We start from the raw sequence: 23,412 nt of genomic DNA on the forward strand, positions 1-23,412 counted from the left end.
ACTCCTCCCCGCCCTGAAGGGACGGGGCTTCTCGCTATGCCGTGTGGGCGTTGCGACGGACCAGCCCGGCCCGTAGAACATTGAGTGCTCCCACTGTGTCGGCGTGCGCCGTGTGTCCGCACGACTGGCAGAGGAAGGTCTCCTGTGTGGGCCGGTTCTCCTTGGAGACGTGCCCGCATTCGGGGCAGGTCCGGGAGGTGTTGCGGGGGTCCACGGCGATCACTTCCCGTCCGGCGCTTTCAGCCTTGGCGTACAGGATTGTCAGGAACACCCCCCATCCGGCGTCGGCAATGCTGCGGTTGAGTCCAGCCTTCGCCGCTGCCCCATTGGGCAGGAATGCGCCCGCCTGCTCGGGGTCGGGCTTGGGTGCGGGGGCCTTGCTCATGTTGCGGATCTCGAGGTCTTCGTGCGCGATGACATCGTGCGCCCGGACCAGGTCGAGCGCGGTCTTGTGCGCGTGGTCGAGCCGCTGGCGACGGACCTTGCCGTGCCACCGGGCGACCTGGTCCACTGCGCGCTGGTGGTTCCTGGTGCGGTCCTTGGCCTTGCGGCGCGGGAACCTGGACAGGGCCTGCTGTGCGGCTTCGAGTTTCGCAGCAGCGCGGTGGCCGTGGCGCGGGTTGGAGACGAACTCGCCGCCCGAGTCGGCAAGGAAGTTGGCTATGCCCAGGTCGATACCGACCACGCTGCCGGTCGTCGGGAGCGGTTCGGGCTGCTCCTGTTCGGCGGTCAGCACGACGAACCACTTGCGGCCCTCACGCTTGACCGAGACGGTCTTGACCCTGCCGACCACCGCACGGTGCTGGTTAACCCTGACATGCCCGACCCCTTGCAGCCGCACGCGGGTGACAGGGTCGTGCGGGGTGGAGTCCCACCGGCAGCCGTCCCCGTCCTTCGGGAACTCCACCGTGTCGAACCAGCTCACCGAACGAAAGCGCGGATAGCCGGGCGTCTGACCGGACTTGATCCGGCGGAAGAACGCGGCGAACGCTTTGTCCAGCCGGCGCAGCGTCGCCTGCTGCGAGGAGAACGACCAGCGCCCCTGACGCTCAGGATCGAACGCCCTAATGTCCTTCAACTGCCCGGACTGCATCCCGTACCGGACGGTGGTCCTCGATACATGCCGGTAGGCATCCCGTCGCTCCTGTAACGCCCCGTTGTAGAGCGAGCAGTGATCCCGCAGCATCTCGCCAAGCGCGATCTGCTGGCCCGTGGTGGGCCGCATCAGGAACTTGTACGCACGAATCATCCAGCCCACCCCCTTTTGGGTCAGTCCGGTCAACATAGCTGGCGCCACTGACAACGCAGAGAACTGCGGCGCTCCGCGCCTCCGGGCCAGGGATCGCATTCCCGCCCGGCCTGAAGGCCGGGATTCCCCGCGAAGATCAGGGATGGGCCGTACGGCGAATAGCTGCCATGGCAGCTTCCCGCCAGCTCCGACCGCCTCCGTTACGCCATGCTCCTGACAGTCTCACCTCACCACCCTCTGAAAACACACGAGTTCACGAGGTGAGAATGAGACGGACCAGATGGGCGGCGGCCTGCGCCACAGCGCTCGCCGCCGCCCTTGCCGGTGGATCGCTCCCTGCCGCCGCCGACCAGGCACCCGCGTTCGCCGACCCGGCCCTGTCCCCGGGAGCAGGCGGCGGAACCCGCACAGTCACCCTGCTGACCGGCGACGTGGTGACGTACTCCGGCAGCGGGAGCGCCGTACAGATCAGCTCGATCGTGCCGGGATCCGGCCGCGAGGGCATGGGCTTCACCCGGTTCCGGGCGGACGGCCACGAGTACGCGGTGCCGATCGACGCCGTCGGACAGATCTCGCAGGGCCGGGTGGACCAGCGGCTCTTCGACGTGACCGAGCTGGTCGCCTCGGGATACTCGGACAGCAGCACCGACACGCTACGGGTCCTGGTCGGCGGCGCCACGCCGTCCGTCGGGAGCCCGGACGCGCCGGAGGGCGCCCGCGTCGCCGCGGCCTTCCGGACCACCGGGACCACGGCCCTGACCGTGCCCAAGAAGTCGGCCGGCACCGTGTGGAAGCAGCTCGGCACGGCCTCCCGGGCCCGCACCGAAGGCATCGGAAAGGTCTGGCTGGACGGCAGGGTGCGGGCCACGCTCGACACGTCCGTACCGCAGATCGGCGCGGACAAGGCGCACCGGGCCGGGATCACCGGGAAGGGCACCAAGGTCGCGGTGCTCGACACCGGCTACGACCGTGACCACCCCGATCTGAAGGGCGCCGTCACCGCTTCGCAGAACTTCACCGAGGACGGCGACGTCCAGGACCTGCAGGGCCACGGCACCCATGTGTCATCGATCATCGCCGGTTCCGGTGCGGCGTCCGAAGGCCGCTACGCGGGCGTCGCGCCAGGCGCGGAACTCGTCGAGGGCAAGGTCCTCGGCAACGACGGCTACGGCTACGACTCCTGGATCCTCGCGGGCATGCAGTGGGCCGTCGACCAGGGCGCCCGGATCGTCAATATGAGCCTCGGGTCGAACCTGGCGTCCGACGGCACCGACCCGTTGTCCGCCGCGGTCGACAAGCTCTCCGCCGAGCACGGCACGCTGTTCGTGATCGCCGCGGGCAACAGCGGCGACCGGACGATCAGCGGGCCCGGCGCCGCCGATGCCGCCCTGACGGTCGGTTCCGTCACCAAGTCCGGTGAGATGTCGGCGTTCTCCTCGCGTGGACCGCGCGAGGGCCGGCCCGCGGTCAAGCCGGAGATCTCCGCGCCGGGCAGCGCCATCGTGGCCGCCCGCGCCGCCGGCACGCTCGACGACGCGGCCGTCACCGAGCAGTACGCCTCACTCTCCGGTACGTCGATGGCGAGCCCGCATGTCGCGGGCGCCGCCGCACTGCTGGCCCAGCGCCACCCCGACTGGTCGGGGGCGCAGCTGAAGTCCGCGCTCGTCGGCAGCGCCGCCCCGGTGGCGGGTGCGTCGGTCGCCGACACGGGCGCCGGTCTCACCGACGTGCCGGCGGCGCTGGCGGCGAAGGTGGTCGCCGAACCCGCCACGCTGGCCGCCCACACCACGTACCCGAACGCCTCCGCCGCCGCGCAGAGCCATGAGGTGACGTGGACGAACACCACGGACAAGCCCGTGAAGCTGCGGCTGTCCGGGTCCGGCCGGGCGGTCCGGCTGGGCGCGGAGACCGTGACCGTGCCCGCGCGCTCGTCCGCGGTCACGGACGTCACCCTCGAACCGTCGCGGGTCGAGGCGGGTACGACGTTCGGCGGGGCGGTCACCGCGACCTGGCCGGGGGGCGGCCGGGCGACGGTGCCCGTGTCGGTCGAGGCCGATCCTGAGACGTACACCCTCACCCTGACCGGCCCCGCACCGCGCGAGGGCGCCGAGCGCACCTCGACGGGTGCGGTCCTGCAGAACGAGAGGACCGGCGCGTCCCAGCTGATCGGGCTCGACGGCGCCAAGCCGAGGACGGTGACGCTGCCGCGCGGCAGTTACCGGATCCTGGGCCACACCTGGGAGTACGACACGGTGGGCAACACCGTCGTCGGGACCGCGGCGATCCACTTCGCCCGGCGGGTCACGGTCGGCCGGGACAGCTCCGTCACACTGGACACCGAGGGTGCGAAGCCGGTCAGGATCGGCGTGGACGACGGGTCGGCGCGGGTGTCACTGCAGTCGGCGACCGGGATCGTGTCACGCATCGGTTCCGGCACGGACGCCCGGGACACCGGTCTGGTCGCGCCGAGCTCCGCCGGTCAGTACCGGGTGGAGGCGGTGCCCACCACCGGTGGGACGCTGGACGGGCTCAGCTTCTTCGGCGGGCTGAGCTGGCAGCAGCGGGAGGTCGACGCGCATGAGCCCGGCTCCTCGGCCGACGCGCTGAAGCTGCTGCTCTCGCAGTACAGCATCTACAGCTGGCTGGGTACGGCCACCGGCGAGGTCGTCGACATCGGCACCGGGGCGGACACCGACCCGGCGGCCATGGACCTCAAGGGCAAGATCGTCCTGTGGACACCGGCCACCAGCCAGACCGCGTTCAACAACGCGCTCTACCAGAAGCTGTCGGACGCGGGCACGGCCGCCATCGTGTATGTGGGCTACGGGCTCTCGGTCTACAGGCCGACACCGGTACTCAGGCTGGACACGGCCAGTGTGCCCGCCCTGCGGGCCCGGCTGGCCGAGGGGCCGCTCACGCTGACGCTCGACGGCGTCAACAGCTCGGCGGACGCCTACTTCCTGCACCATTCGGTCGACGGCAGGGTCCCGGCCGGGGCCGACTGGTTCGACCGGCGGTCGGAACTGGCCAAGGTGACGACGGTGCAGCGCACGCACGGCTACCCGTCCGACCCCAAGGGCATGTACGCCTGGACGACCTGGCACGGGCTGACGCTCTTCCAGCAGTCCACCCGCTACCGCCCGCCGTCGGAGCAGACGCTCTACTACACCCCGGACGTGGCGTGGACGACGGCGACCTTCCACTACCAGTACGACGTCGCCGAACGGGTCTACCCGTTGGGGACGCTGGTCAGCGCACCGACCGTGTACCGAGCCGACGGTGACTACCGGGACGACTGGATGTCCGCGCCCTTCAACCCGGCGCTCGGCAAGCAGGCCGGGCCCGCGCAGATCACCCGGGACGGCGACAAGCTGAATGTGGCGCTCCCGATGTTCTCCGACGCGGCCGGCCATCGCGCCGAGACGGCGCCGGTGGCGGACACCGGCAGCACGGTGCTGGCGGACGACAGCGGGAAGGTACTGGCCCGCAACGGCGCACCGGGCCGCGCCACCTTCGATCTGCCGCGCAAGGACAACTGGTACCGGCTGACCGTCGATGCCACCCGTACGTCGCCGGATCCGGTGACATGGATGCTCGGGTCGCAGGTGACCAGCGAGTGGCGGTTCCGCTCCGGCCACGAGAAGTCCGCTGCCGCGGCCCGGCTGCTGGACCTCGACTACCGGCTGCCGCTGACCGGCGAGAACGCGGCGGACGCGGGCAAGTCGCTCGACTACACGGTCGGCCTGACCGCACAGGGAAGCCGGCGGGCGCTTCCCATCGGGTCGTTGAAGGTCTGGTACGCGACGGACGGCACCGACTGGAAGCAGGCCACGGCGGCGCGCGCGGCAGACGGCCGGTGGAAGGTCACCGTGCCTTCCGCGGGCACCGCCAAGGTCGGCCTGCGGACAACCGTCACGGACACCACCGGTGCGTCGCTGACGGAGACCCTGATCGACGCGTACAACTCGGGCTGCGCCGACATCTGGTGCTGACCGGGGCCTGACAGCTGGAAGCGAGTCGGGGGCGGGCCGCTTGCGGTCCCGCCCCCGACCTGTCGGGAACCCGTGCATTGGTTAGGGTGACGCCGTGGCGAGAGTGCGGTTGGGCGTGGCGGAACGACGCGAGGAGCTGCTGCGCGCTGCCGTCGAGCAGATCGAGGTGCGAGGCGTCGCCGCGGTACGGATCGCCGATGTGGCGTCCGTCCTCGGGGTGAGCAACGCACTCGTGCTCTACCACTTCTCGACGAAGGAGAAGCTGGTCGCGGCCGCCTTCGCGCATGCGGCGGAGGCCGACCTGGCCCATCTGCGCAAGCTGCTCAGCCGCCGCACCAGTGCGGTACGGAGACTGCGCGCCGCCGTCCGCTGGTACGCGCCGACCGGGCAGGCCAAGGGGTGGCGGTTGTGGATCGAGGGCTGGGCGGCCTCGTTGCGCGATCCGGCGCTGCGCAATGTGGCCGGCGATCTCGACCAGCAGTGGAAGGCCGAACTGGCCGAGGTCCTCGAAGAAGGGGCCGCTGCAGGGGAGTTCCACTGCGACGATCCGATGTCCGTGGCCTGGCGGCTGACCGCCCTGCTGGACGGTCTGGCCGTCCAGATGACTTCGTACGCCGGTCCGCTCTCCCGGGCCACGATGCTGGCGTGGACCGACGAGGCGCTCGCCCGCGAGCTGGGCATCGACCAGGAGGCGCTGACGGCCTGACCGGCAGTCGCTCCGCTTCCGTCAGCCCCTGACGTCTCGCGTCTTCTCCCCGTCTCCCCGGGTGCCTTCCCACGTCTGCGACCGCCACTACGATCGGACAGGTAACCCAGATGATGATCAGGTACAAAGTCATTCCGCCCGAGGTGGGCCCGGATGACTACGAGCCGGCCGACCTGGAGGCGCGCGTGGAACTCTTCGCGTTCCCCGCCTCCACTCCCTCGGTGGGGCTGCTGAAGTCGACCGTGAAGGCACAGCTGCCGCCGGGGGCCCCAGGCGGCGATCCTGTGCGCGTGAGAGCAGCCGGAGGGCTAGCAGACCCGCCGGGCAGCGTCCTCCATCCGGGCCTGGTAGTAAGCCCGGTCCCGCGGGTACGCCCCAAGGTCTGGCAGGGCTGCACGGATCCCGTCCGCTGCGGCCTGCCAGTCCCGGCACGCGAACGCCGTGTCCGCGACGGCCAGCTGGGCTCGAATCGGCGTCAGCCAGTACAGCCAGCCGGGCCGGTCCCTCTCGGCCGGCACCCGCAACGCTAGGCGCAGCGCCTCGTCGGCTAGGCGCCGGGCACGGTCCCGCTCGCCGACCGCAGCCGCCGCCATCCCTGCCGTATGTGCCGCCACCGACCGGGCCGCCGGGGACACCCCGGTGTGTTCTCTGGCTGCTTCCGCGGTGCGCAGTGCCCGCACGGGGTCACCGACCCGCAGGCTGTAGTGGGAGCGAATGCGATGTACCCACGACGCCATGTCCGGGTGCCCGCCGTCGACCGCCCACCCATGCGCCACATCGATCCACGCCAGTGCCGCGCCCATGCGCTGCTGCTTTGCTGCTACCCACGACAGCCAGTGTGCGTGTTCGGCGGCGAGGAGCATCAACCGGTCGGCGACCGGACCGGACGCTGCGGGAATGAGGAGAGTGACGGCGTCCAACTGCGAGCGGACGACGGGCCGCAGGTCAAGTCCGCCGATCTCGTCCTCGGCTCGCCGGTGCTGGGCGAGGACCTCGCCGATCCAGTCAGCTGTGTGGAGGTCGGTTCGCCCAGTGGCGTGCCCATGGGCGATGCGCTCCCGCAGAGCGACGGGCGGACCCCACTCGTCGAGCTCAGGGCGGCGGGCGACAGCGGTCAATTCTGGGGGAACTGACAGTCCTTCGGTGATGCGGGCCATCACCTCGGCGGACGTCACCCTCCTGCGGCCCGACTCGATCGCGGAAATGTGCGGCTGCGGCATGCCCACGAGCGGCTCCAGGTCACGCTGCGATATGCCCGCAGAGCGCCGGTATTCGCGAAGGATGGCAGCCCAGTCCTGGCGCGCCCAAGCGGCACGCAGTCTGACGTCCGCCCAGAGTCCCCGACTACTCATGCGGGGACGATACGCCCGCCTGATACATCCTGTGTATCGGATCGGACGGAAGTACCCCAGACGATGGTCTCCCAGCCGAGTCGGGTCGGAGAGAGATCACCATGAGCGATGCCACACCAGCCCCGCAGCTTGCGTACTGCTGCCACGACGGGCAGTTGACCCGCGAGCCGGTTGCCGTCGACGAGGTGCATTCCTCGTCCGGCGCCGGAACCCACGTGTACGCCTGCCCCAGACACGCGCACCTGTACAGCGGCACCCAGCGAGGCCCGCGTCTCGGAGCGGAGCACTTCGGATGATCACGCTAAAGAAGCCCGGCGGCGCCGAGGCCGCGTACCGCAAGCTCCTCGGCCACACCGTAACGTGCGCAGGTTGCCGGAGCGGAGCCGCGTGTCCTACCGCGGTCCGGCTCGGCCGCGCCTGGCGGAAGGCCCGCCGATGAAGTGCGACCGCTGCGACCAGCCGATGACCGACGAGGAGTCGAAACCGTACGACATTCCGGGCGCGACCAGGCCCGGGGTCACGATCCGCGTTGACAAGGAGCGCTGCACTCCGCCGCCCCGGCCGAGGACGTACGGGATCAGCGAGTTCGCACAGCGTGTTGGCCGCCACGCTTCCACCATTCCCAGGTGGGAGCGCGACGGTCGAATCACGCCGCAACGCGTGTCCGGTCAGCGGTACTTCACCGATGCGGAAGTACGCCAGGTTCTCCAGCCTGGTTTCGACGAATCCGCACGTCAGACCATCGTGTACTGCCGGGTGTCCTCACCTGGCCAGAAGGGCGATCTGGCCTCGCAGGTGCAGGCGATAGAGGAGTTCTGCCGGGGCCGCAGTCTCGCTGTCGATCAGTGGATTCGCGAGGTCGGCGGAGGGATGAACCTCCAGCGGAAGAAGTTCCTCGCCCTGATGGATGCGATCGAGCGGGGCGAGGTCTGCGCGCTGGTGATAGCACACAAGGACCGGCTGGCCCGGTTCGGATTCGACTACTTGCAGCACGTCGCAACGAGGAACGGCTGCATCATCGTGGTGGCGAATCAGGAGTCACTGTCGCCGCAGGAAGAGATGGTGCAGGACCTGTTGGCAATCGTGCGCACCTTCTCCTGCCGCCTGTACGGTCTGCGACGCTACGAGAAGACGATGAAGGACGAGTTGGCCGGCGGTGGCGGGTGAAGGTCACTCGCGTCGCCTACTCAAAGAACCTCAACGACGGAAAGTACAGCCGGCTCGAAGAGCAGGCTCGCCGCCTTGGTGTGGTTCGTTCGCTGGTGTGGCGGCAGTTCGGCTCGGTGGGCGGCCTCGCGTGGTCGGACAGGCAGATCCGTGATGTATGGATCGTCGACGGCACCGCGCAGACCTTCGGCGTCCTGGCGAACGCGTGGAAGGAGACCGTGCGGGATGCGGTCGCCGACATCACTGCCAACCGGGAAGCGGCCAAGGTCAAGGTCCGCCATGCGATCCACCAGCGCACCAAGGAAGAGGCCGAGCGGAAGCGACTGTTCAAGCTGCTGAAGCGGGACACCTGGGCCGATGACCCATTCCTTGCCCGGCAGATGCGCCAGCACCGGAAACGCGGACGCAACCGCACCCACAACCAGATCGTGGTACGCGCTGACCAGTACAAGACCTTCACCCTCACCAAGGACGGAAACGTCTGGCTCGCCGTGCCCGGCCTGGAACGCCACCAGCTCGTACGTATCCCGCTCAACACCACGGTTGCCCCGACCGGCACGCTGCGACTTGTCCTGCGCAGCAACCGGGTCGAGGTGCACTACGCCATCGACGCGAAGGACATGAAGTCCTCCAAACGTCCCGTCGGCACCCGCACGATCGGCGTGGACAAGGGATACACCGAGGTCCTCACCGACTCCGACGGTCGGCACCACGGAACCCGGCTCGGCGACCTGCTGACCTCCGAGTCCGATCACCGGAAGGCCAAGAACGCCCGACGGGCCAAACTCCGCAGCATCGCGGAGAAGGCCGAACAGCGCGGCGACCTGGCGAAAGCCCGGCGTATCCGTGACAACAACCTCGGCACCCTCAAGCGTGACCGGCGCTCAGCCGCGTGGCAGTGCCGAGTCCGCGACCTCACCTTCAAGGCCGTGCACGCAGTTGCCGACAACGCGGCCGTCATCGTGGCCGAAGACCTCACCAAGGCTTTCGCCGGCGTCAAGAGGCTGGGGAAGAACACGAACCGACGCCTCGCCGCGTGGACCAAGGGTGTCACCGCGGAAGCGCTCAATGCCGTGTCGGACCGCAGAGGTTCTGCGGTGCGGCTGGTCAACGCTGCCTACACATCACAGGTCGTCCCCTTTACGAACATCCTTGGTGTCCGCAAAGGGGACAGGCTTCACTGCACCGAGTGCAGGGCCGTGTGGCAAGCCGACCACGCCGGAGCGGTCAACATCCTGCACAGAGACGGTGATCCCGACATCGCTCTGTTCACCCCGCACACGCGGGTGAAACAGCTCTTGCAGGAACGTACCGACCGCCAACGGTCCCGACTGCCGATGGACCAGGACTCCAGCACGTCAGTAAAACTGTGCTCGTGCGGAGAGCGAAATATCCGAACGCTCAACAACGAGCAATAAGGAAGCAGCTCTATCTCTATCCGCTGTACGTACGCCCGCTGACCGGTCTGGGCCGGTTCGGCGCCGACGTCGAGGCCGCGGCGGACGCGGCGTGGGACGAGCAGCGGCTGCGGCTGCGGCTGTACCGGGCGGGGCGGGCCGGGACCATCTTCTCGCTCACGGCTACGAGCAGGTGTCGATGCGGATGTTCCGCCGCGCGGACGCCCCGCAGGAGGGCCCGGCCGACTACGCGTGCCAGACGGACGGCATGATCGGCCTGGGCTGCGGCGCCCGTTCGTACACCACACGGCTGCACTACTCGTTCGACTACGCGGTGGAGATGCGTGAGGTGCGGGCGATCATCGACGGCTACACCGCCACCGAGGACTTTACGCGCCGAAGTGGGCCGCTACGTCGACGGCGACGAGGCGCGCAGACGCCATCTCCTGCAGTCGCTGCTCCAGGCCCGGGGGCTGCAACCGGCCGACTACCGCGAGCGGTTCGGCACCTTGCCCGGTGACGACTTCCGCGTCGAGCTGGACCGGTTCGAGGCGCGCGGCTGGCTGGACGGCGCTGCCGACGCGTCCGGGCTGCTGCGGCTGTCGCCCGAGGGCCTCGCGCACTCCGACGCCCTGGGTCCCGAGCTGTTCTCCCCCGCCGTACGGGCCGCGATGGCCGCGTACGAACTGAAGTGAGCGCACCCATGGACCTGACGATCCTGTACCGCGGTCCACTGGCGTCGTGCGACTACGACTGCCCGTACTGCCCGTTCGCGAAGCGGCGCGACAGTCCGCAGCAGCTGCGTACGGACCGTGCCGCGCTGGAGCGGTTCACCGCGTGGGCGGCGGCGCCGACCGGCGACCGGATCTCGGTGCTGTTCACGCCATGGGGCGAGGGGCTGGTCCGCTCCTGGTACCGCCGGGCGCTGGTCGAACTCGCGCAGTTGCCGCACATCGGCCGGGTCGCGATCCAGACCAATCTCAGCGGCCGCACGCGGTGGCTGGCCGAGGCGGGTGGGGCCGCCCGCGACAAGATCGCGCTGTGGTGCACGTACCACCCGGGGCAGACGCCGTACGACCGCTTCCTCGCCAAGTGCCGGGAGCTGACCGGCCTCGGTGTCCGGTACAGCGTCGGTGTCGTCGGTCTCGACGAGCACCTCGACGAGGCGCGGCGGCTCCGTGCCGACCTGCCCGGCGAGGTCTATCTCTGGGTCAACGCGGCCGAGGGGCGGAGTTACACGGACGAGGAGGCGGACCGCTGGACGGCCCTCGACCCCCTCTTCCCGTACAGCCGGGATCCGCATCGCTCGGCCGGAATGCCGTGCCGGACCGGCGAGTCGGTCATCTCGGTGGACGGGGACGGGACGGTGCGCCGCTGCCATTTCGTCCCGGCCGAGCTCGGCAATCTCTACGACGGCAGCTACCGGCGGGCGTTGGGCCCGCGGGCCTGTCCGCTCGCCGTGTGCGACTGCCACATCGGATATGTGCATCTGGAGACGCTGCCGCTGTACGACGTCTTCGCGGGCGGCGTACTGGAACGCATACCGGCCGGCCCGGCGCCCGAACCGGCGCACCGGGATCAAGCGTTGCTGCCGTTGTTCCCGGTCGCCGGACGGGCCTGAACGAACCGGACGGGCCTCGGCGGACAAGCCCGTCCGGCCGAAGAGGACACCGCGCCGATTACAGCGGCAGCAGGTCGGGCCGCTTCGCCTCGACGTGGTCACCGGAGGACTCACCGCGCAGCCGCCGCCCGATCCACGGCACCAGATATTCGCGCGCCCAGTGGATGTCGTCGCGCCGCACCTCGAGCGTGCCGCGCTGCGCCTGCGGCGGCCACTCCTGGTCGGGGTCGGCCGGCACGTCGAGGCCGACGACCTGCGCGGCGCGCAGCGCGACCCGGGTGTGTCCCTCGGGCGACAGATGGAGCCGGTCGTCGTCCCAGGCGCGCCTGTCCTGCACGGACCGCAGCGACCACAGGTCGAGGACCGGGCAGTCGTAGCGGTCGGCGATGGACCGCACATGGGCGGTGTAGGTGGCGATCTTGCCGCGCAGATGGCGCAGCACGGGAACGCCGCGGGTGTCGAAGCCGGTCGTGACCATGACGGTGCCGACCGACCGGGTCAGGTCGGCGACCGCGCGCTCGAAGCGCTCGGCCACGTCGTCGGGGTCGGTGCCGGGCCGGATGATGTCGTTGCCGCCCGCGCAGAAGCTCACCAGGTCGGGGGCGAGCTCCTTGGCGCGCGGCACCTGCTCCTCGACTATCTGGTCGAGGAGGCGTCCGCGTACGGCGAGATTGGCGTACCGGAAATTCCCGTGAGCCGAACCGGCGGAACCATCGGTGTTCGCTGCATCGAGGTCGGGGAGCTGGTCCGCGAGGAGTACAGCGAAACGGTCTGCCCAGCCGACGAAGGTTCCGTCCGGGCCGGGGTCACCGACCCCCTCGGTGAAGCTGTCGCCAATCGCTGCGTACGACCCGATGGCGCCATGCCGGTTGTTGACGCCACGTTGATTTTTTCTCGAATCGTCTGCCACAAGGGCACATCCTGCACTGCCGAATGTGACCTACGCGACCGTAATAAGGGGTTGACGGGAGGTGAGATAGACCACCCGGTCAGGTTTTGGTAAAGAGGGAATAAGCGAAGGGGCGGTGCGCCGCCGCGCACCGCCCCTTCACCGAGCCGTTCGGATCAGGCCTGATCGGATCAGATCAGACGGAGATTCCGTGCGAAGCCAGGAAGGCGACCGGGTCGATGTCCGAGCCGTACGCGGGGCCGGTGCGGACCTCGAAGTGGAGGTGCGGGCCGGTGACGTTGCCGGTGGCACCGGAGAGGCCGATCTGCTGGCCGGTGGAGACGGTCTGACCCACCGAGACGGAGAGCGCGGACAGGTGGCCGTACTGCGAGTAGTGGCCGTCGGCGTGCTTGACGACGACCTCGTTGCCGTACGCGCCACCCCAGCCGGCGGTGACGACGGTGCCGGAGGTGATCACCTTCACGCTGGTGCCGGTGGCGACCGGGAAGTCGATGCCGGTGTGGCTGCCACTGGACCAGTTGGCGCCGGAGGCACGGTAGTTGGTGGTGTGCTTGCCCGGGACCGGGGAGACGTAGCCGGAGCTGCTGCTCTGGGCGGCCGCAGGGGCGGCGGGCTTGGGCGCCACCGGAGCCTTCGACGGGGCCGGGGCGGCCTGCGTGGTGCCGGTGGCCGCGGCGGAGCCGCCGAGGGTCAGCTTCATGCCCGGGAGGATCAGGCTCGGGTTGCCACCGATGACCTCGCGGTTGTCCTGGTACAGCTTCTCCCAGCCGCCGTCGACCTTGTTGTCGGCGGCGATCTTCGCCAGGTAGTCGCCGGCGACGACGGAGTACGTCCGGGTCTCGGCCTGCTTCTTCGCGACCGGGGCGGCCGGGGCGGCGGCCGAGTGCGCGGCGGGGGCGGCCTGCACTGCGGCGTGGGCGCCGGTGGCACCGAGCAGCGGGAGGGCGATGACGGCCCCGCCGGCTCCGGCGGCGGCAAAGCCACGAGCGATGGTGCTGGACTTCGGACGACGGTGCTTACCCGATATGAGCATGAAGAATTTCCTCTCCGGCGCCTACGAGGTGAGCTGTCGGGTTCGGGCTGGAGATGCCCGGTCGCACGAAGTGCGACTTAACCCCGAGCCGGCCGGATTTCTCCGGTCGGCGGCTTACCTGGTTCCCCCGCTCCTGCCACACGATGAGTGGGTACGAATTCCGGTCGGCGGCAGGATTAGGCGGTCCGTCCGGATTGACGGTGACCGTAAACGAGTGAGGACGAGCAGAACAAGCCATTGGTTGCGTGCCGGAATCCGCGCCGGGAAATCGGCGCGGAATTCCGGTCACACTCCGTGGATTAAGGATCTTGGCTTTCCGCGCGGTGTACGGATTACCCGCCCGCCGCGCCACCACACACCGTCACGGATATGATCCCGCTCACGAGACGCCCCTCATCTCCCACATAAGTAGGGCATGTTCGACTAAATGCCCCAATACGGACATGTCATGAGCATCATCCGCGGCGAAGCCTCAGCACCTTCGCGTCCAGGTCCCCCCGCAGGCCGGTGTGCAGCCCCTGATGCAGCAGCACGGAACCGTGATGGACGGCCCCGGTGTCCACGCAGGTGTAGCTCGCCGTGGGGTCGAGCCCGCACAGCCGCAGAGCCGGCGGCAGCTCCCCGTACCTCTGTGCCTCCAGCCACATGAGCACCACGGTCTCGTCACCGTGCGTGTACTGCACGGCGCTGAGCCCGCCGCGCGGCGCACGCAGCCGGTACAGCGCCCCGTGCTGCACCACCGAGCGGATCTCCTTGTACAGGTCCACCCAGCCCCGGGCCTCGGCCAGCTCCTCGTCGCTCCACTCGGTGAGGTCTCCGCCGACCCCGAGCACCCCGGCCATCGCGCTCACGAAGCGGAAGCGCAGCGAGCTGACCCTGCTGTTGAGCTGGACATTCGGGCTGTCGGTGACCCAGGCGGCCATCACACGAGCCGGATGGATCTGCCCGAAGCCCTCCTGGATGGCGAGCCGGTCCAGCGGGTCGGTGTTGTCGGAGGTCCACACCTGGTCGGTGCGGGCGAGGATGCCCAGATCGATCCTGCCGCCGCCGCCCGAGCAGGACTCGAAGGCGACACCGGGGTGAGCGGCCCGCAGCCGGTCGATCAGCGCGTACAGCGCATCCACATGCTCGATCCAGAGCTTCTGCGCATACTCCTCGCCCGGCCAGCCCGCATCGGTGAAGCACCGGTTGAAGTCCCATTTCACATAGTCGATCGGGGCGCTGGAGAGCAGTGAGTCGAGCTGTTCCCACAGATAGTTCTGCACATCGGTCCGGGCCAGATTCAGCACCAGCTGATTACGGAACTCCGTGCGGGTGCGCCCGGGAAAGTGCTGCACCCAGTCCGGGTGCGCGCGGTAGAGGTCGCTGTCGGCGTTCACCATCTCCGGTTCGACCCAGATGCCGAACTGCATGCCGAGTGTGTGCACTTCGTCGGCGAGCGGCTTCAGCCCGCCGGGGAAGCGCTCGGGGTTCGGGGTCCAGTCGCCGAGTCCCGCCCGGTCGCTGGTGCGCTGCCCGAACCACGCGTCGTCCACCACGAACAGTTCGACACCCATTGCTGCGGCGCGCACGGCCAGGGCGCGCTGCTGGTCCTCCGCGATGTCGAAGCCGGTGGCCTCCCAGGAGTTGTAGAGCACCGGGCGCAGGCTTTCGGCGTCCGGAACGACGTGGGCCAGCTGCCAGGCGTGCCAGGCCCGGCTCGCCCCGCCGAACCCTTCGGCGCTCCACAGTCCGGCGAACACCGGTGTGGTGTACGTCTCCCCCGGTGCGAGCCGCAGCAGCCCCGAGTCGTCGTGGCCGGCCCCGCCGGTGATCTGTACGAGCCCGTCGGGGAGCTGCTGCACGGCGATCCGCCACGAGCCGGACCAGGCGAGCGCGCAGCCGTACACCTCGCCGTGCTCCTCGGTGGCGGCTCCGTCCGCGTCGAGCGCGACCCAGGGCAGAAACTGGTGCCCGGTGTGACCGCGCCTGCTGGAGAGGACCATCTCGCCGTACGTCAGCTCCGACCGCACGAGCTGCGTCTCCGCCGCCCACCGCCCGTGCAGATGGCTGAGACGCCAGCCGTCGCGGGCGGGCAGCGCCCAGGCGGCCGCGTCGGCGCGCAACAGCTCCAGCGGCGGTCCGTCGGGTCCGGCGTGGCTGACGGTGGCCCAGCGCTCGATCACATCGGAGTCGTCCCGCATCCGGTAGTGCAGTGTGAGCGCGAGCTGCTGTACGGAGTCGGAGAACGCGATGCGCAGTTCGTCGCCCTCCACCGCCGCCTCGGCGTAGGCCCATTCGGTGCCGCGTACCTCGGGGGTGCGTACCGAGAGGGCGGGCCGGACAAACCGGGGGCCGCCCTCCACCGGGTACTCCTCGCGGCCGTCCAGCTGTGATTCGAAGCCCCGGAAGGGCAGGTCCGGTGCAGCGGCGAGGGCCTCGGCGACCGCGAGGGTGATCCGCGGCCCCCAGTGCAGATGCAGCAGTTCGTCCCGGTCCGTGAGATGCAGCGCATAACTACCGGTCGCCCCGGTCAGCAGCCAGGTCCGACCCGTCTCACCAGTCTCGATCATGTCATCCCCACATTCACACAGTTCCGCACATCATCAAGCTCCGACGGGTGGCCGGGCAACGCCCGCGCAAGGGGGAATTCACCAGCGGGCAGGGTGAGAAAGGCCGAGATGATTGTCCGAGCCACCGATGTCGTATCGTCGCGGGAGTGACCTCGCCGGCGAGCCGCGCCGACGCCAGAGATTCCAGGAGACACCGTGACGCAGCAGGTGCCGCAGATCCCGTCGACGGAACCCGAGCTGTCAGGCGTGCGCAACTTCCGCGACGTGGGCGGGCTGCCCACCGTCGACGGACGCCGGGTGCGGCACGGACGGCTCTTCCGCAGCGGTCACCTCGCGCACGCCACCTCCGAGGACGCGGCGTTCCTCGGCGGTCTCGGGCTGCACACGATCTTCGACTTCCGGAATGCGGCCGACCACAAGCTCGACGGCCTGGACGTGGAGCTGCCAGGTGTACGGAATGTGAGCATCCCGCTCTCCGACCCGGCCGACGGCGCCGAGTTCTGGCGGATGGTCCGCAACGGCAACATCGAGCAGCTGCGCGTACTCCTCGCCGACGGCAAGGGAGCGGCCCGGATGACCGCCTCGTACCGGACGATCGTCAGGGACCGCACCGCCGAGCACAGCCGGGTGCTGCACGCCCTGGCCGAGGACAGCGTCCCCGCGCTGATGCACTGCGCGGCGGGCAAGGACCGGGCCGGGATCTCGATCGCGGTGTCGCTGCTCGCCGTAGGGGTCGAGCGCGAGGCCATCGAGGCCGACTACCTCAAGTCCAACGACCCGCACCGCCGTTACAAGGTGCGCCGCAGCGACACCTCGGAGACCGGGATGTCGCCCGAGGTGATGGAGCTGCTCAGCCCGCTCTTCGACGCCCGCGCCGAATATCTCGCCCAGGCCTTCACCACCATCGATGAGACCTGGGGCAGCACCGACCGCTATCTCGCCGAGGGGCTGAAACTCACTCCGCAGACGCTGGAGCGGCTGCGCGGACGGCTGCTCGACGAGGCGTAGCCGGACCGCCGGCGGTGGTGGCCGGCGATCAGCCCTTGCCTGCCACCGCGAAGAGCAGGTAGAGGAAGGCCGCGAAGACGTGCCCGGCGACGAGATAGGCGACCAGCCGGATCACCACGCCGCGCGGAAATTTCCCCTCCTGCGATCCGTCCTTTCTGGACCTGGCCGGGGTGAGCGGATCGAAGTTCTCTGAATCGGACATGACAGTCCTCTCTGGCGACCGGGCGGACCGGTCTCAGCGACGGTGGATGCCCCTGCCGAGGCACAGCTCGGCGGCAGGACTCTGAAGCAGGGTGTGGACGAAGAGGAGCTCGGATCCGTCGCGGTCGACGGCGGCGATCCGGTGCGGGATGAGCGAGTCGAAGTGGGCACTGTCCCCGGGGTCGAGATCGTGCACCGTGTCACCGAGGCTCACCCGTAGCCGCCCGGCGAGGACGTACAGCCACTCCTCGCCCGGATGGACGCGTACGAGATCGCCCTGCGCGCCGTACGGCACGCGGACGCGCAGCGCCTGCATCGCCCGGCCGGAGCCCCCGGCCTGCTGATACATCCAGCCGTCGGCCTCGGCGCCCTCGAAGCTGCCGGCGCGGACGATCGCGTCACGTTCCGGCGGAGTCTCGCCGAGCAGCTCGGAGACCGTCGTACCGTAGATCCTGGCAAGTCCGAGGAGCATCGGCAGCGAGGGCTGTCGTCGGCCCGTTTCGAGCCGGGAGAGATGGGCGGGGGAGAGCCCCGCGCGCTGCGCGGCGCCCTCGAGGGTGAGACCACGGCGGTGGCGCAGATCGCGCAGGCGTGGCGCGACCCCGGGCAGCTCGTCGGCCACCCCTCCATCGGGAGGATTCATATGTCCATTGGGCCAGGATTCTGCCTCAGAGGCAATTTTCTTGCCTCCAAGGCAAATCCTGTGGGGCTCAGCGGTTGGCGACCGCCTGCTTGACCAGTGTCCTGCCGAAGTCCCACATCAGCCCGCCGCCACTGTGCGCGTCGTCCATCACCGCCGTGAACGCGGTCACGAACCGGTCCACCTCCGGCTCGCCGATGACCAGCGGCGGAATCAGCTTGATCACTTCCAGATGGTCGCCGGAGACCTGGGTGAGGATCCGGTGCTTCTGCAGCAGCGGTACGACCACCATCTGCGCGAAGAGACCCTTGCGGGCCGCCTGGAGCACGGTCCAGCGGCTGCGCAGCTTCAGCGAGGACGGCCGGCCGAACTCGATGCCGATCATCAGCCCGCGGCCACGGACCTCGTGCAGCATCTCGTACCGCCCGATGAGCGCGGCGAGCCGCTCGCGCAGCAGATCGCCGGTGCGGCGGGCGTTGGCGACGGTCTCCTCGTCCTCCATCACCGCGAGGACCGCGAGCCCCGCAGCCATCGCCTGGGCGTTGGAGCCGAAGCTCGCCGAGTGGACCAGAACCCGGTCCATCGACGAGTAGACGCGTCTGAAGATCCAGTCCTTCCCGAGGGTCGCGCCCACCGGCACATAGCCGCCGGAGAGAGCCTTGGCGACACAGACCAGATCGGGTTCGACACCTTCCTCGTGCTGGTACGCGTAGAAGTCACCGGTCCTGCCGAGGCCGGTCTGCACCTCGTCGGCGATGAGCAGTGCCTTGTGCCGGTGCAGCAGCTCCTGGGCGGCGCGCAGGAAGCCGGGCGGCGCCTCGTGGACGCCCTTGCCCTGGATCGGCTCGACGACGAGCGCCGCCACATCGCCTCGTTCGAGTTCACGCAGCAGCGCGTCGAGGTCGCCGAGTTCGATGGCGGTGTCGGGCAGCAGCGGTGCGAAGCCGTCCCGGAAGCCGGACTCGCCGTTGACCGAGAGCGAGCCGGTCGTCAGGCCGTGGAAGGCGTGGGTGCAGTAGAGCACGCGCGGCTTCCCGGTGGCGTACCGGGCGAACTTCAGCGCGGTCTCGACGGCTTCGGTGCCGCTGTTGCCGAAGAAGACCCGGTCCAGGTGCGGGCTGTGCGAGAGCAGCTTCTCGGCCAGCAGTCCGGGCAGCGGCTGGCAGTCGAAGCGGGTGAGGTCGGCGAGCGAGGCATCCAGGACGTCGTGCAGTGCCTTGCGGACGACGGGGTGGTGGCGGCCCAGCCCCATCACACCGAAGCCGGCGAGCATGTCGAGGTAGTCGTTGCCGTCCGCGTCCCAGAAGTACGCCCCCTCGGCCCGCTCGTAGACGTTGTCGAAGCCGATGGTGTGCAGCATCCGCGGCAGCTGGTGGTTGAGGTATTTCGTGTGCAGCTCATATCGTTCGGCGCCGCGTTCCGCGAGGAGTTGCGCCAGATCGAAACCCTTGGGGCCGCCGTCCTTCATTCCCCGCTCTCCTCGATCCCCTCGACTGCGGCCTTGGCGGCCAGCGCGGCACTGATCGTGCCGGCGATCTCGACCGGTGTGAGCCCGATGTCGGCCAGCACCTCGGCGCGCTTGCCGTGCGCGAGGAACTGCTCGGGGATGCCGAACGTGCGCAGCGGTACGTCGACACCGGCATCGCGCAACGCCTGTCCGACCGCCGAACCGACGCCTCCCGCCCGGCTGTTGTCCTCGACGACGGCGACCAGCCGGTGCCGTCCGGCGAGCGGGGCGAGCTGTTCGTCGACCGGTTTGACCCAGCGGGGGTCGACGACCGTGCAGCGGATTCCGCCGCCCGCAAGGAGGTCGGCAGCCCGCAGACAGACGGAAGCGAGCACGCCCACCGCCACGATGAGCACCTCGGGGTCGTCGGCGCGGTGCAGCACGTCCATGGCACCGACCCGGCCGATCGCCGGGACGGGCTCCCCCACCGACTCCTTCGGGAAGCGCAGCACGGTCGGCGCGTCGTCGACGGTGACGGCTTCGCGCAGCTCCTCCCGCAGCCGGTCGGCGTCGCGCGGGGCGGCGATCCGGAGCCCGGGCACGACCTGGAGCACGGACAGGTCCCACATGCCGTTGTGCGAAGGACCGTCCGGGCCGGTGACTCCCGCCCGGTCGAGGACGAACGTCACACCGCATCTGTGCAGCGCGACGTCCATCAAGAGCTGGTCGAAGGCGCGGTTGAGGAACGTGGCGTAGACGGCGACGACCGGATGCAGCCCGCCGGTGGCGAGCCCCGCCGCGGAGACCGCCGCATGCTGCTCGGCGATCCCGACGTCCCACACCCGGTCGGGGAACGCCTCGGCGAACTTCGTCAGCCCGACGGGGTGCAGCATCGCCGCCGTGATCGCGACGACGTCCGGCCGTTCCGCACCGATCGCGGCGATCTCGTCCCCGAACACCGAGGTCCACGACGGGCTGACGAGCGGTGCGAGCGGGGCACAGGTCAGCGGGTCCATCGCGCCGACGGTGTGGAACCGGTCGGCCTCGTCCTCCAGCGCGGGCGCGTACCCGCGGCCCTTCTCGGTGAGACAGTGCACCAGCACCGGGCCGTGGAAGCGCTTCGCCCGGCTGAGCGCGGACTCGACGGCCGCGATGTCGTGTCCATCGATCGGCCCGACGTACTTGAGCCCCAGGTCCTCGAACATGCCCTGCGGGGCGAAGGCGTCCTTGAACCCCTTCTTCGCACCGTGCAGCGACTCGTACAGCGGCTGTCCGACGACGGGTGTGCGCTGGAGGACGTCCTTGCCCCATGACAGGAAGCGCTCGTACCCGTCGGTGGTACGGAGGGTGGCGAGGTGATTGGCGAGGCCGCCTATGGTCGGGCCGTACGAGCGCTCGTTGTCGTTCACCACGATGATCAGCGGCCGGTCATTGGCCGCCGCGATGTTGTTGAGCGCCTCCCACGCCATGCCGCCGGTGAGCGCCCCGTCCCCGATGACGGCGACGACGTGGTCGGGGCGGCCGAGCACCTCGTTCGCCTTGGCCAGGCCGTCCGCCCAGCCGAGCACGGTCGAGGCGTGCGAGTTCTCGATGACGTCGTGCGCGGACTCCTCGCGCGACGGGTAGCCGGAGAGGCCACCCTTCCCGCGCAGCTTGGAGAAGTCCTGCCGTCCGGTGAGCAGTTTGTGTACGTAGCTCTGGTGCCCGGTGTCCCACAGGATGCGGTCCACGGGTGAGTCGAAGGCCCGGTGCAGGGCGATGGACAGCTCCACCACCCCCAGGTTGGGCCCCAGATGGCCCCCGGTCCTGGCCACCGCCTCGATCAGGAACTTCCTGATGTCCTCGGCGAGTTCGCCGAGTTCCGGTCCGCTCAGTGCCTTCAGGTCGTGCGGCCCCCGAATGGTCTCCAGAATGGTCACGCTCGGGCCCCCTCTCGGTCCTGTTTCAGCTCACGGTGACGGCGGGGACCCCTGATGGTGTTCCCGCGTCTTCCATGCCCTCGGCGATCTTCAGGGCTTCCTCGATGAGCGTCTCGACGATCTTCGACTCGGGAACCGTCTTGATGATCTCGCCCTTGACGAAGATCTGCCCCTTGCCGTTACCCGACGCCACACCCAGATCCGCCTCACGGGCCTCACCCGGACCATTGACGACACAGCCCATCACGGCAACCCGCAACGGCACCTCCATGCCCTCAAGACCCGCAGACACCTGATCCGCCAGCTTGTACACATCCACCTGCGCACGACCGCACGACGGACACGACACGATCTCCAACCGCCGCTGCTTCAGATTCAACGACTCCAGAATCTGCAGACCGACCTTGACCTCCTCGGCCGGCGGCGCCGACAACGACACCCGGATCGTGTCCCCGATCCCCTCACTCAACAACGCACCGAACGCCACCGCAGACTTGATCGTCCCCTGGAACGCCGGCCCCGCCTCCGTCACCCCCAGATGCAACGGGTAATCACACTGAGCCGCCAACTGACGGTACGCATTCACCATCACCACCGGATCGTTGTGCTTCACCGAGATCTTGATGTCCCGGAACCCGTGCTCCTCGAACAGCGACGCCTCCCACAACGCCGACTCCACCAGAGCCTCAGGAGTCGCCTTCCCGTACTTCTTCAACAACCGCGCATCCAACGAACCCGCATTCACACCGATCCGGATCGGCGTCCCCGCATCGTTCGCCGCCCGCGCGATCTCCTTCACCTTGTCATCGAACTGCTTGATGTTCCCCGGATTCACCCGCACCGCAGCACAGCCCGCATCAATCGCCGCGAACACATACTTCGGCTGGAAATGAATATCCGCGATCACCGGAATCTGCGACTTCCGCGCAATCGTCGCAAGCGCGTCCGCATCATCCTGAGTCGGACACGCAACCCGCACGATCTGACAGCCCGACGCCGTCAGCTCCGCGATCTGCTGCAACGTCGCACCGATGTCCGACGTCCGGGTCGTGGTCATCGACTGCACCGACACCGGCGCATCCCCACCGACCGCCACCGACCCGACCTGGATGCGCCGCGAGGGACGGCGCATCGCGAGCGGCCGGGCCGGCAGCTCGGGGAGACCCAGTGCGACTGGTTCTCCAGTGGTCATGACGTCACCGGCTCCCGGCGACGGTCTCGCGCGCGGCACGCAGGGACTCCTTGAGCGAGCCCATCGTGGCGAGCACGGCAGTGGGCTCGTAGCCGCAGTGCGCCATGCAGTTGGCGCAGCGCGGATCCTTGCCGCGACCGTACTTGTCCCAGTCGGTGTCCTCGATGAGTTCCCGGTACGTCGGGACGTACCCGTCGCTCATCAGATAGCAGGGCCGCTGCCAGCCGAAGAGCGAGTAGTTGGGGATCGCCCAGGCCGTGCACGGGAAGTCCGCCTTGCCCTCGAGGAAGTCCAGGAAGAGCGGCGAGTGGTTCAGCCGCCAGCGGGACCGGTTGCCGCCCGCGAAGGACTTCTTGAAGAGCTCGCGGGTCTGCTCGACGCCGAGGAAGTGCTCCTGGTCGGGAGCCTTCTCGTACGCGTAGGCGGGCGAGATCATCATCTCGTCGACCTTCAGCTCGTCATTGAGGTAGTTCAGGACCTCGATGACGGTCTGCGGGGTGTCGGTGTTGAAGAAGGTGGAGTTCGTGGTGACCCGGAAGCCGCGCCGCTTGGCCTCCTTGATCGCCGCCACCGCCTCGTCGAACACGCCTTCCTTGGCGACCGATTCGTCGTGCCGCTCGCGCAGACCGTCGATGTGCACGGCGAAGGCGAAAAACGGGGACGGGGTGAATTTCTCCATCTTCTTGCGCAGCAGCATCGCGTTGGTGCAGAGGAAGACGTACTTCTTCCGCGCCACCAGCTGCCGCACGATTTCGTCGATCTGCGGGTGCATCAGGGGTTCACCGCCCGCGATGGACACCATGGGGGCACCAGATTCCAGCACCGCGCCGACGGCCTGGGCCACCGGCATGCGCTGCTTGAGTACTCCTGCCGGATGCTGGATCTTTCCGCAGCCCTCGCACGCCAGATTGCAGGCGAACAAAGGCTCCAGCTCGACAATGAGCGGGAATTTGTCCCGCTTGCGGAGCTTCTGTTCAACGAGGTACGTCGCAACCTTGATGGTCTGACGGAGCGGCATGGCCATCT

General features: G+C 69.1%; 18 protein-coding genes, 1 pseudogene and 1 riboswitch. Of the genes and pseudogenes, 8 read left to right on the top strand and 11 right to left on the bottom strand.

What is annotated here, in order from left to right:
* Window positions 1-34: 34 nt before the first annotated feature.
* Complete coding sequence (locus OHA03_RS00420; RefSeq protein WP_266999574.1) at window positions 35-1,249, bottom strand: transposase; 1,215 nt, start codon at window positions 1,247-1,249, stop codon at window positions 35-37.
* A 266-nt stretch (window positions 1,250-1,515) separates the two neighbouring features.
* On the opposite strand from OHA03_RS00420, the gene OHA03_RS00425 reads away from it, so the two are divergent.
* The gene (locus tag OHA03_RS00425; protein ID WP_266999575.1) at window positions 1,516-5,241 is read left to right on the top strand and encodes a S8 family serine peptidase; all 3,726 of its coding nucleotides are present in this window, start codon (window positions 1,516-1,518) and stop codon (window positions 5,239-5,241) included.
* A gap of 94 nt (window positions 5,242-5,335) precedes the next feature.
* Window positions 5,336-5,947, top strand: coding sequence for a TetR/AcrR family transcriptional regulator (locus OHA03_RS00430; protein WP_266999576.1), 612 nt, complete (start codon window positions 5,336-5,338; stop codon window positions 5,945-5,947).
* A gap of 308 nt (window positions 5,948-6,255) precedes the next feature.
* Here the strand turns inward: OHA03_RS00430 and OHA03_RS00435 are convergent, their stop codons facing one another.
* Window positions 6,256-7,299, bottom strand: a complete 1,044-nt coding sequence (locus OHA03_RS00435) for a helix-turn-helix transcriptional regulator (protein ID WP_266999578.1) — start codon at window positions 7,297-7,299, stop codon at window positions 6,256-6,258.
* A gap of 101 nt (window positions 7,300-7,400) precedes the next feature.
* On the opposite strand from OHA03_RS00435, the gene OHA03_RS00440 reads away from it, so the two are divergent.
* From OHA03_RS00440 to OHA03_RS00460, 5 genes and pseudogenes are all read left to right on the top strand, one after another.
* Window positions 7,401-7,595, top strand: a complete 195-nt coding sequence (locus OHA03_RS00440) for a hypothetical protein (RefSeq protein ID WP_266999580.1) — start codon at window positions 7,401-7,403, stop codon at window positions 7,593-7,595.
* A 166-nt stretch (window positions 7,596-7,761) separates the two neighbouring features.
* Window positions 7,762-8,466 carry an IS607 family transposase gene (locus OHA03_RS00445; RefSeq protein WP_266999582.1) on the top strand — a complete coding sequence of 235 codons (705 nt, stop codon included), beginning with the start codon at window positions 7,762-7,764 and terminating at the stop codon, window positions 8,464-8,466.
* Window positions 8,463-9,884 carry a transposase gene (locus OHA03_RS00450; protein WP_266999584.1) on the top strand — a complete coding sequence of 474 codons (1,422 nt, stop codon included), beginning with the start codon at window positions 8,463-8,465 and terminating at the stop codon, window positions 9,882-9,884. Before OHA03_RS00445 ends, OHA03_RS00450 begins: the two co-directional genes overlap by 4 nt.
* A gap of 2 nt (window positions 9,885-9,886) precedes the next feature.
* Window positions 9,887-10,558: pseudogene (locus OHA03_RS00455) on the top strand (coproporphyrinogen III oxidase family protein); the annotation flags it as partial.
* A gap of 8 nt (window positions 10,559-10,566) precedes the next feature.
* Window positions 10,567-11,484: an STM4011 family radical SAM protein gene (locus tag OHA03_RS00460; RefSeq protein WP_266999586.1), complete on the top strand. Its 918-nt coding sequence runs from the start codon at window positions 10,567-10,569 to the stop codon at window positions 11,482-11,484.
* 58 nt (window positions 11,485-11,542) lie between these two features.
* On the opposite strand, the gene OHA03_RS00465 is transcribed toward OHA03_RS00460, so the two are convergent.
* From OHA03_RS00465 to OHA03_RS00475, 3 genes are all read right to left on the bottom strand, one after another.
* Window positions 11,543-12,394, bottom strand: a complete 852-nt coding sequence (locus OHA03_RS00465; RefSeq protein WP_266999588.1) for an SGNH/GDSL hydrolase family protein — start codon at window positions 12,392-12,394, stop codon at window positions 11,543-11,545.
* Window positions 12,395-12,569: 175 nt separating this feature from the next.
* Window positions 12,570-13,427, bottom strand: coding sequence for a LysM peptidoglycan-binding domain-containing M23 family metallopeptidase (locus tag OHA03_RS00470; protein ID WP_266999590.1), 858 nt, complete (start codon window positions 13,425-13,427; stop codon window positions 12,570-12,572).
* A 3-nt stretch (window positions 13,428-13,430) separates the two neighbouring features.
* Window positions 13,431-13,591: riboswitch (cyclic di-AMP (ydaO/yuaA leader) on the bottom strand.
* Between the two features lie 291 nt (window positions 13,592-13,882).
* Complete coding sequence (locus OHA03_RS00475) at window positions 13,883-15,979, bottom strand: alpha-galactosidase (protein ID WP_266999592.1); 2,097 nt, start codon at window positions 15,977-15,979, stop codon at window positions 13,883-13,885.
* A 195-nt stretch (window positions 15,980-16,174) separates the two neighbouring features.
* On the opposite strand from OHA03_RS00475, the gene OHA03_RS00480 reads away from it, so the two are divergent.
* The gene (locus OHA03_RS00480; protein WP_266999594.1) at window positions 16,175-16,987 is read left to right on the top strand and encodes a tyrosine-protein phosphatase; all 813 of its coding nucleotides are present in this window, start codon (window positions 16,175-16,177) and stop codon (window positions 16,985-16,987) included.
* A gap of 28 nt (window positions 16,988-17,015) precedes the next feature.
* Here the strand turns inward: OHA03_RS00480 and OHA03_RS00485 are convergent, their stop codons facing one another.
* The 6 genes from OHA03_RS00485 to hpnH form a co-directional block, all read right to left on the bottom strand.
* Window positions 17,016-17,189, bottom strand: coding sequence for a DUF6126 family protein (locus OHA03_RS00485; protein WP_266999596.1), 174 nt, complete (start codon window positions 17,187-17,189; stop codon window positions 17,016-17,018).
* Between the two features lie 33 nt (window positions 17,190-17,222).
* A complete protein-coding gene (locus OHA03_RS00490; protein WP_266999598.1) occupies window positions 17,223-17,831 on the bottom strand; it encodes a helix-turn-helix domain-containing protein in 609 nt (202 codons plus the stop codon).
* A gap of 67 nt (window positions 17,832-17,898) precedes the next feature.
* Window positions 17,899-19,296, bottom strand: coding sequence for an aspartate aminotransferase family protein (locus OHA03_RS00495; RefSeq protein WP_266999600.1), 1,398 nt, complete (start codon window positions 19,294-19,296; stop codon window positions 17,899-17,901).
* Window positions 19,293-21,194, bottom strand: a complete 1,902-nt coding sequence (gene dxs / locus OHA03_RS00500; protein WP_266999602.1) for a 1-deoxy-D-xylulose-5-phosphate synthase — start codon at window positions 21,192-21,194, stop codon at window positions 19,293-19,295. The genes OHA03_RS00495 and dxs overlap by 4 nt, the downstream gene beginning before the upstream one ends.
* Window positions 21,195-21,219: 25 nt before the next feature.
* The gene (gene ispG / locus OHA03_RS00505; protein ID WP_266999605.1) at window positions 21,220-22,386 is read right to left on the bottom strand and encodes a flavodoxin-dependent (E)-4-hydroxy-3-methylbut-2-enyl-diphosphate synthase; all 1,167 of its coding nucleotides are present in this window, start codon (window positions 22,384-22,386) and stop codon (window positions 21,220-21,222) included.
* Between the two features lie 4 nt (window positions 22,387-22,390).
* Window positions 22,391-23,410 (bottom strand): adenosyl-hopene transferase HpnH, encoded by a 1,020-nt coding sequence (gene hpnH / locus OHA03_RS00510; protein WP_266999607.1) that lies wholly within the window; start codon window positions 23,408-23,410, stop codon window positions 22,391-22,393.
* Between the last annotated feature and the right edge of the window lie 2 nt (window positions 23,411-23,412).

It is taken from the genome of Streptomyces sp. NBC_00154 (assembly GCF_026342835.1).
Taxonomy (GTDB): Bacteria; Actinomycetota; Actinomycetes; order Streptomycetales; family Streptomycetaceae; genus Streptomyces.

Coding starts and splice junctions, on each gene's coding strand:
- OHA03_RS00420 (WP_266999574.1), bottom strand. CDS start 1,249: ATGATTCGTGCGTACAAGTTCCTGATGCGGCCCACCACGGGCCAGCAG.
- OHA03_RS00425 (WP_266999575.1), top strand. CDS start 1,516: ATGAGACGGACCAGATGGGCGGCGGCCTGCGCCACAGCGCTCGCCGCC.
- OHA03_RS00435 (WP_266999578.1), bottom strand. CDS start 7,299: ATGAGTAGTCGGGGACTCTGGGCGGACGTCAGACTGCGTGCCGCTTGG.
- OHA03_RS00440 (WP_266999580.1), top strand. CDS start 7,401: ATGAGCGATGCCACACCAGCCCCGCAGCTTGCGTACTGCTGCCACGAC.
- OHA03_RS00445 (WP_266999582.1), top strand. CDS start 7,762: ATGACCGACGAGGAGTCGAAACCGTACGACATTCCGGGCGCGACCAGG.
- OHA03_RS00460 (WP_266999586.1), top strand. CDS start 10,567: ATGGACCTGACGATCCTGTACCGCGGTCCACTGGCGTCGTGCGACTAC.
- OHA03_RS00470 (WP_266999590.1), bottom strand. CDS start 13,427: ATGCTCATATCGGGTAAGCACCGTCGTCCGAAGTCCAGCACCATCGCT.
- OHA03_RS00475 (WP_266999592.1), bottom strand. CDS start 15,979: ATGATCGAGACTGGTGAGACGGGTCGGACCTGGCTGCTGACCGGGGCG.
- OHA03_RS00485 (WP_266999596.1), bottom strand. CDS start 17,189: ATGTCCGATTCAGAGAACTTCGATCCGCTCACCCCGGCCAGGTCCAGA.
- OHA03_RS00490 (WP_266999598.1), bottom strand. CDS start 17,831: ATGAATCCTCCCGATGGAGGGGTGGCCGACGAGCTGCCCGGGGTCGCG.
- OHA03_RS00495 (WP_266999600.1), bottom strand. CDS start 19,296: ATGAAGGACGGCGGCCCCAAGGGTTTCGATCTGGCGCAACTCCTCGCG.
- ispG (WP_266999605.1), bottom strand. CDS start 22,386: ATGACCACTGGAGAACCAGTCGCACTGGGTCTCCCCGAGCTGCCGGCC.
- hpnH (WP_266999607.1), bottom strand. CDS start 23,410: ATGGCCATGCCGCTCCGTCAGACCATCAAGGTTGCGACGTACCTCGTT.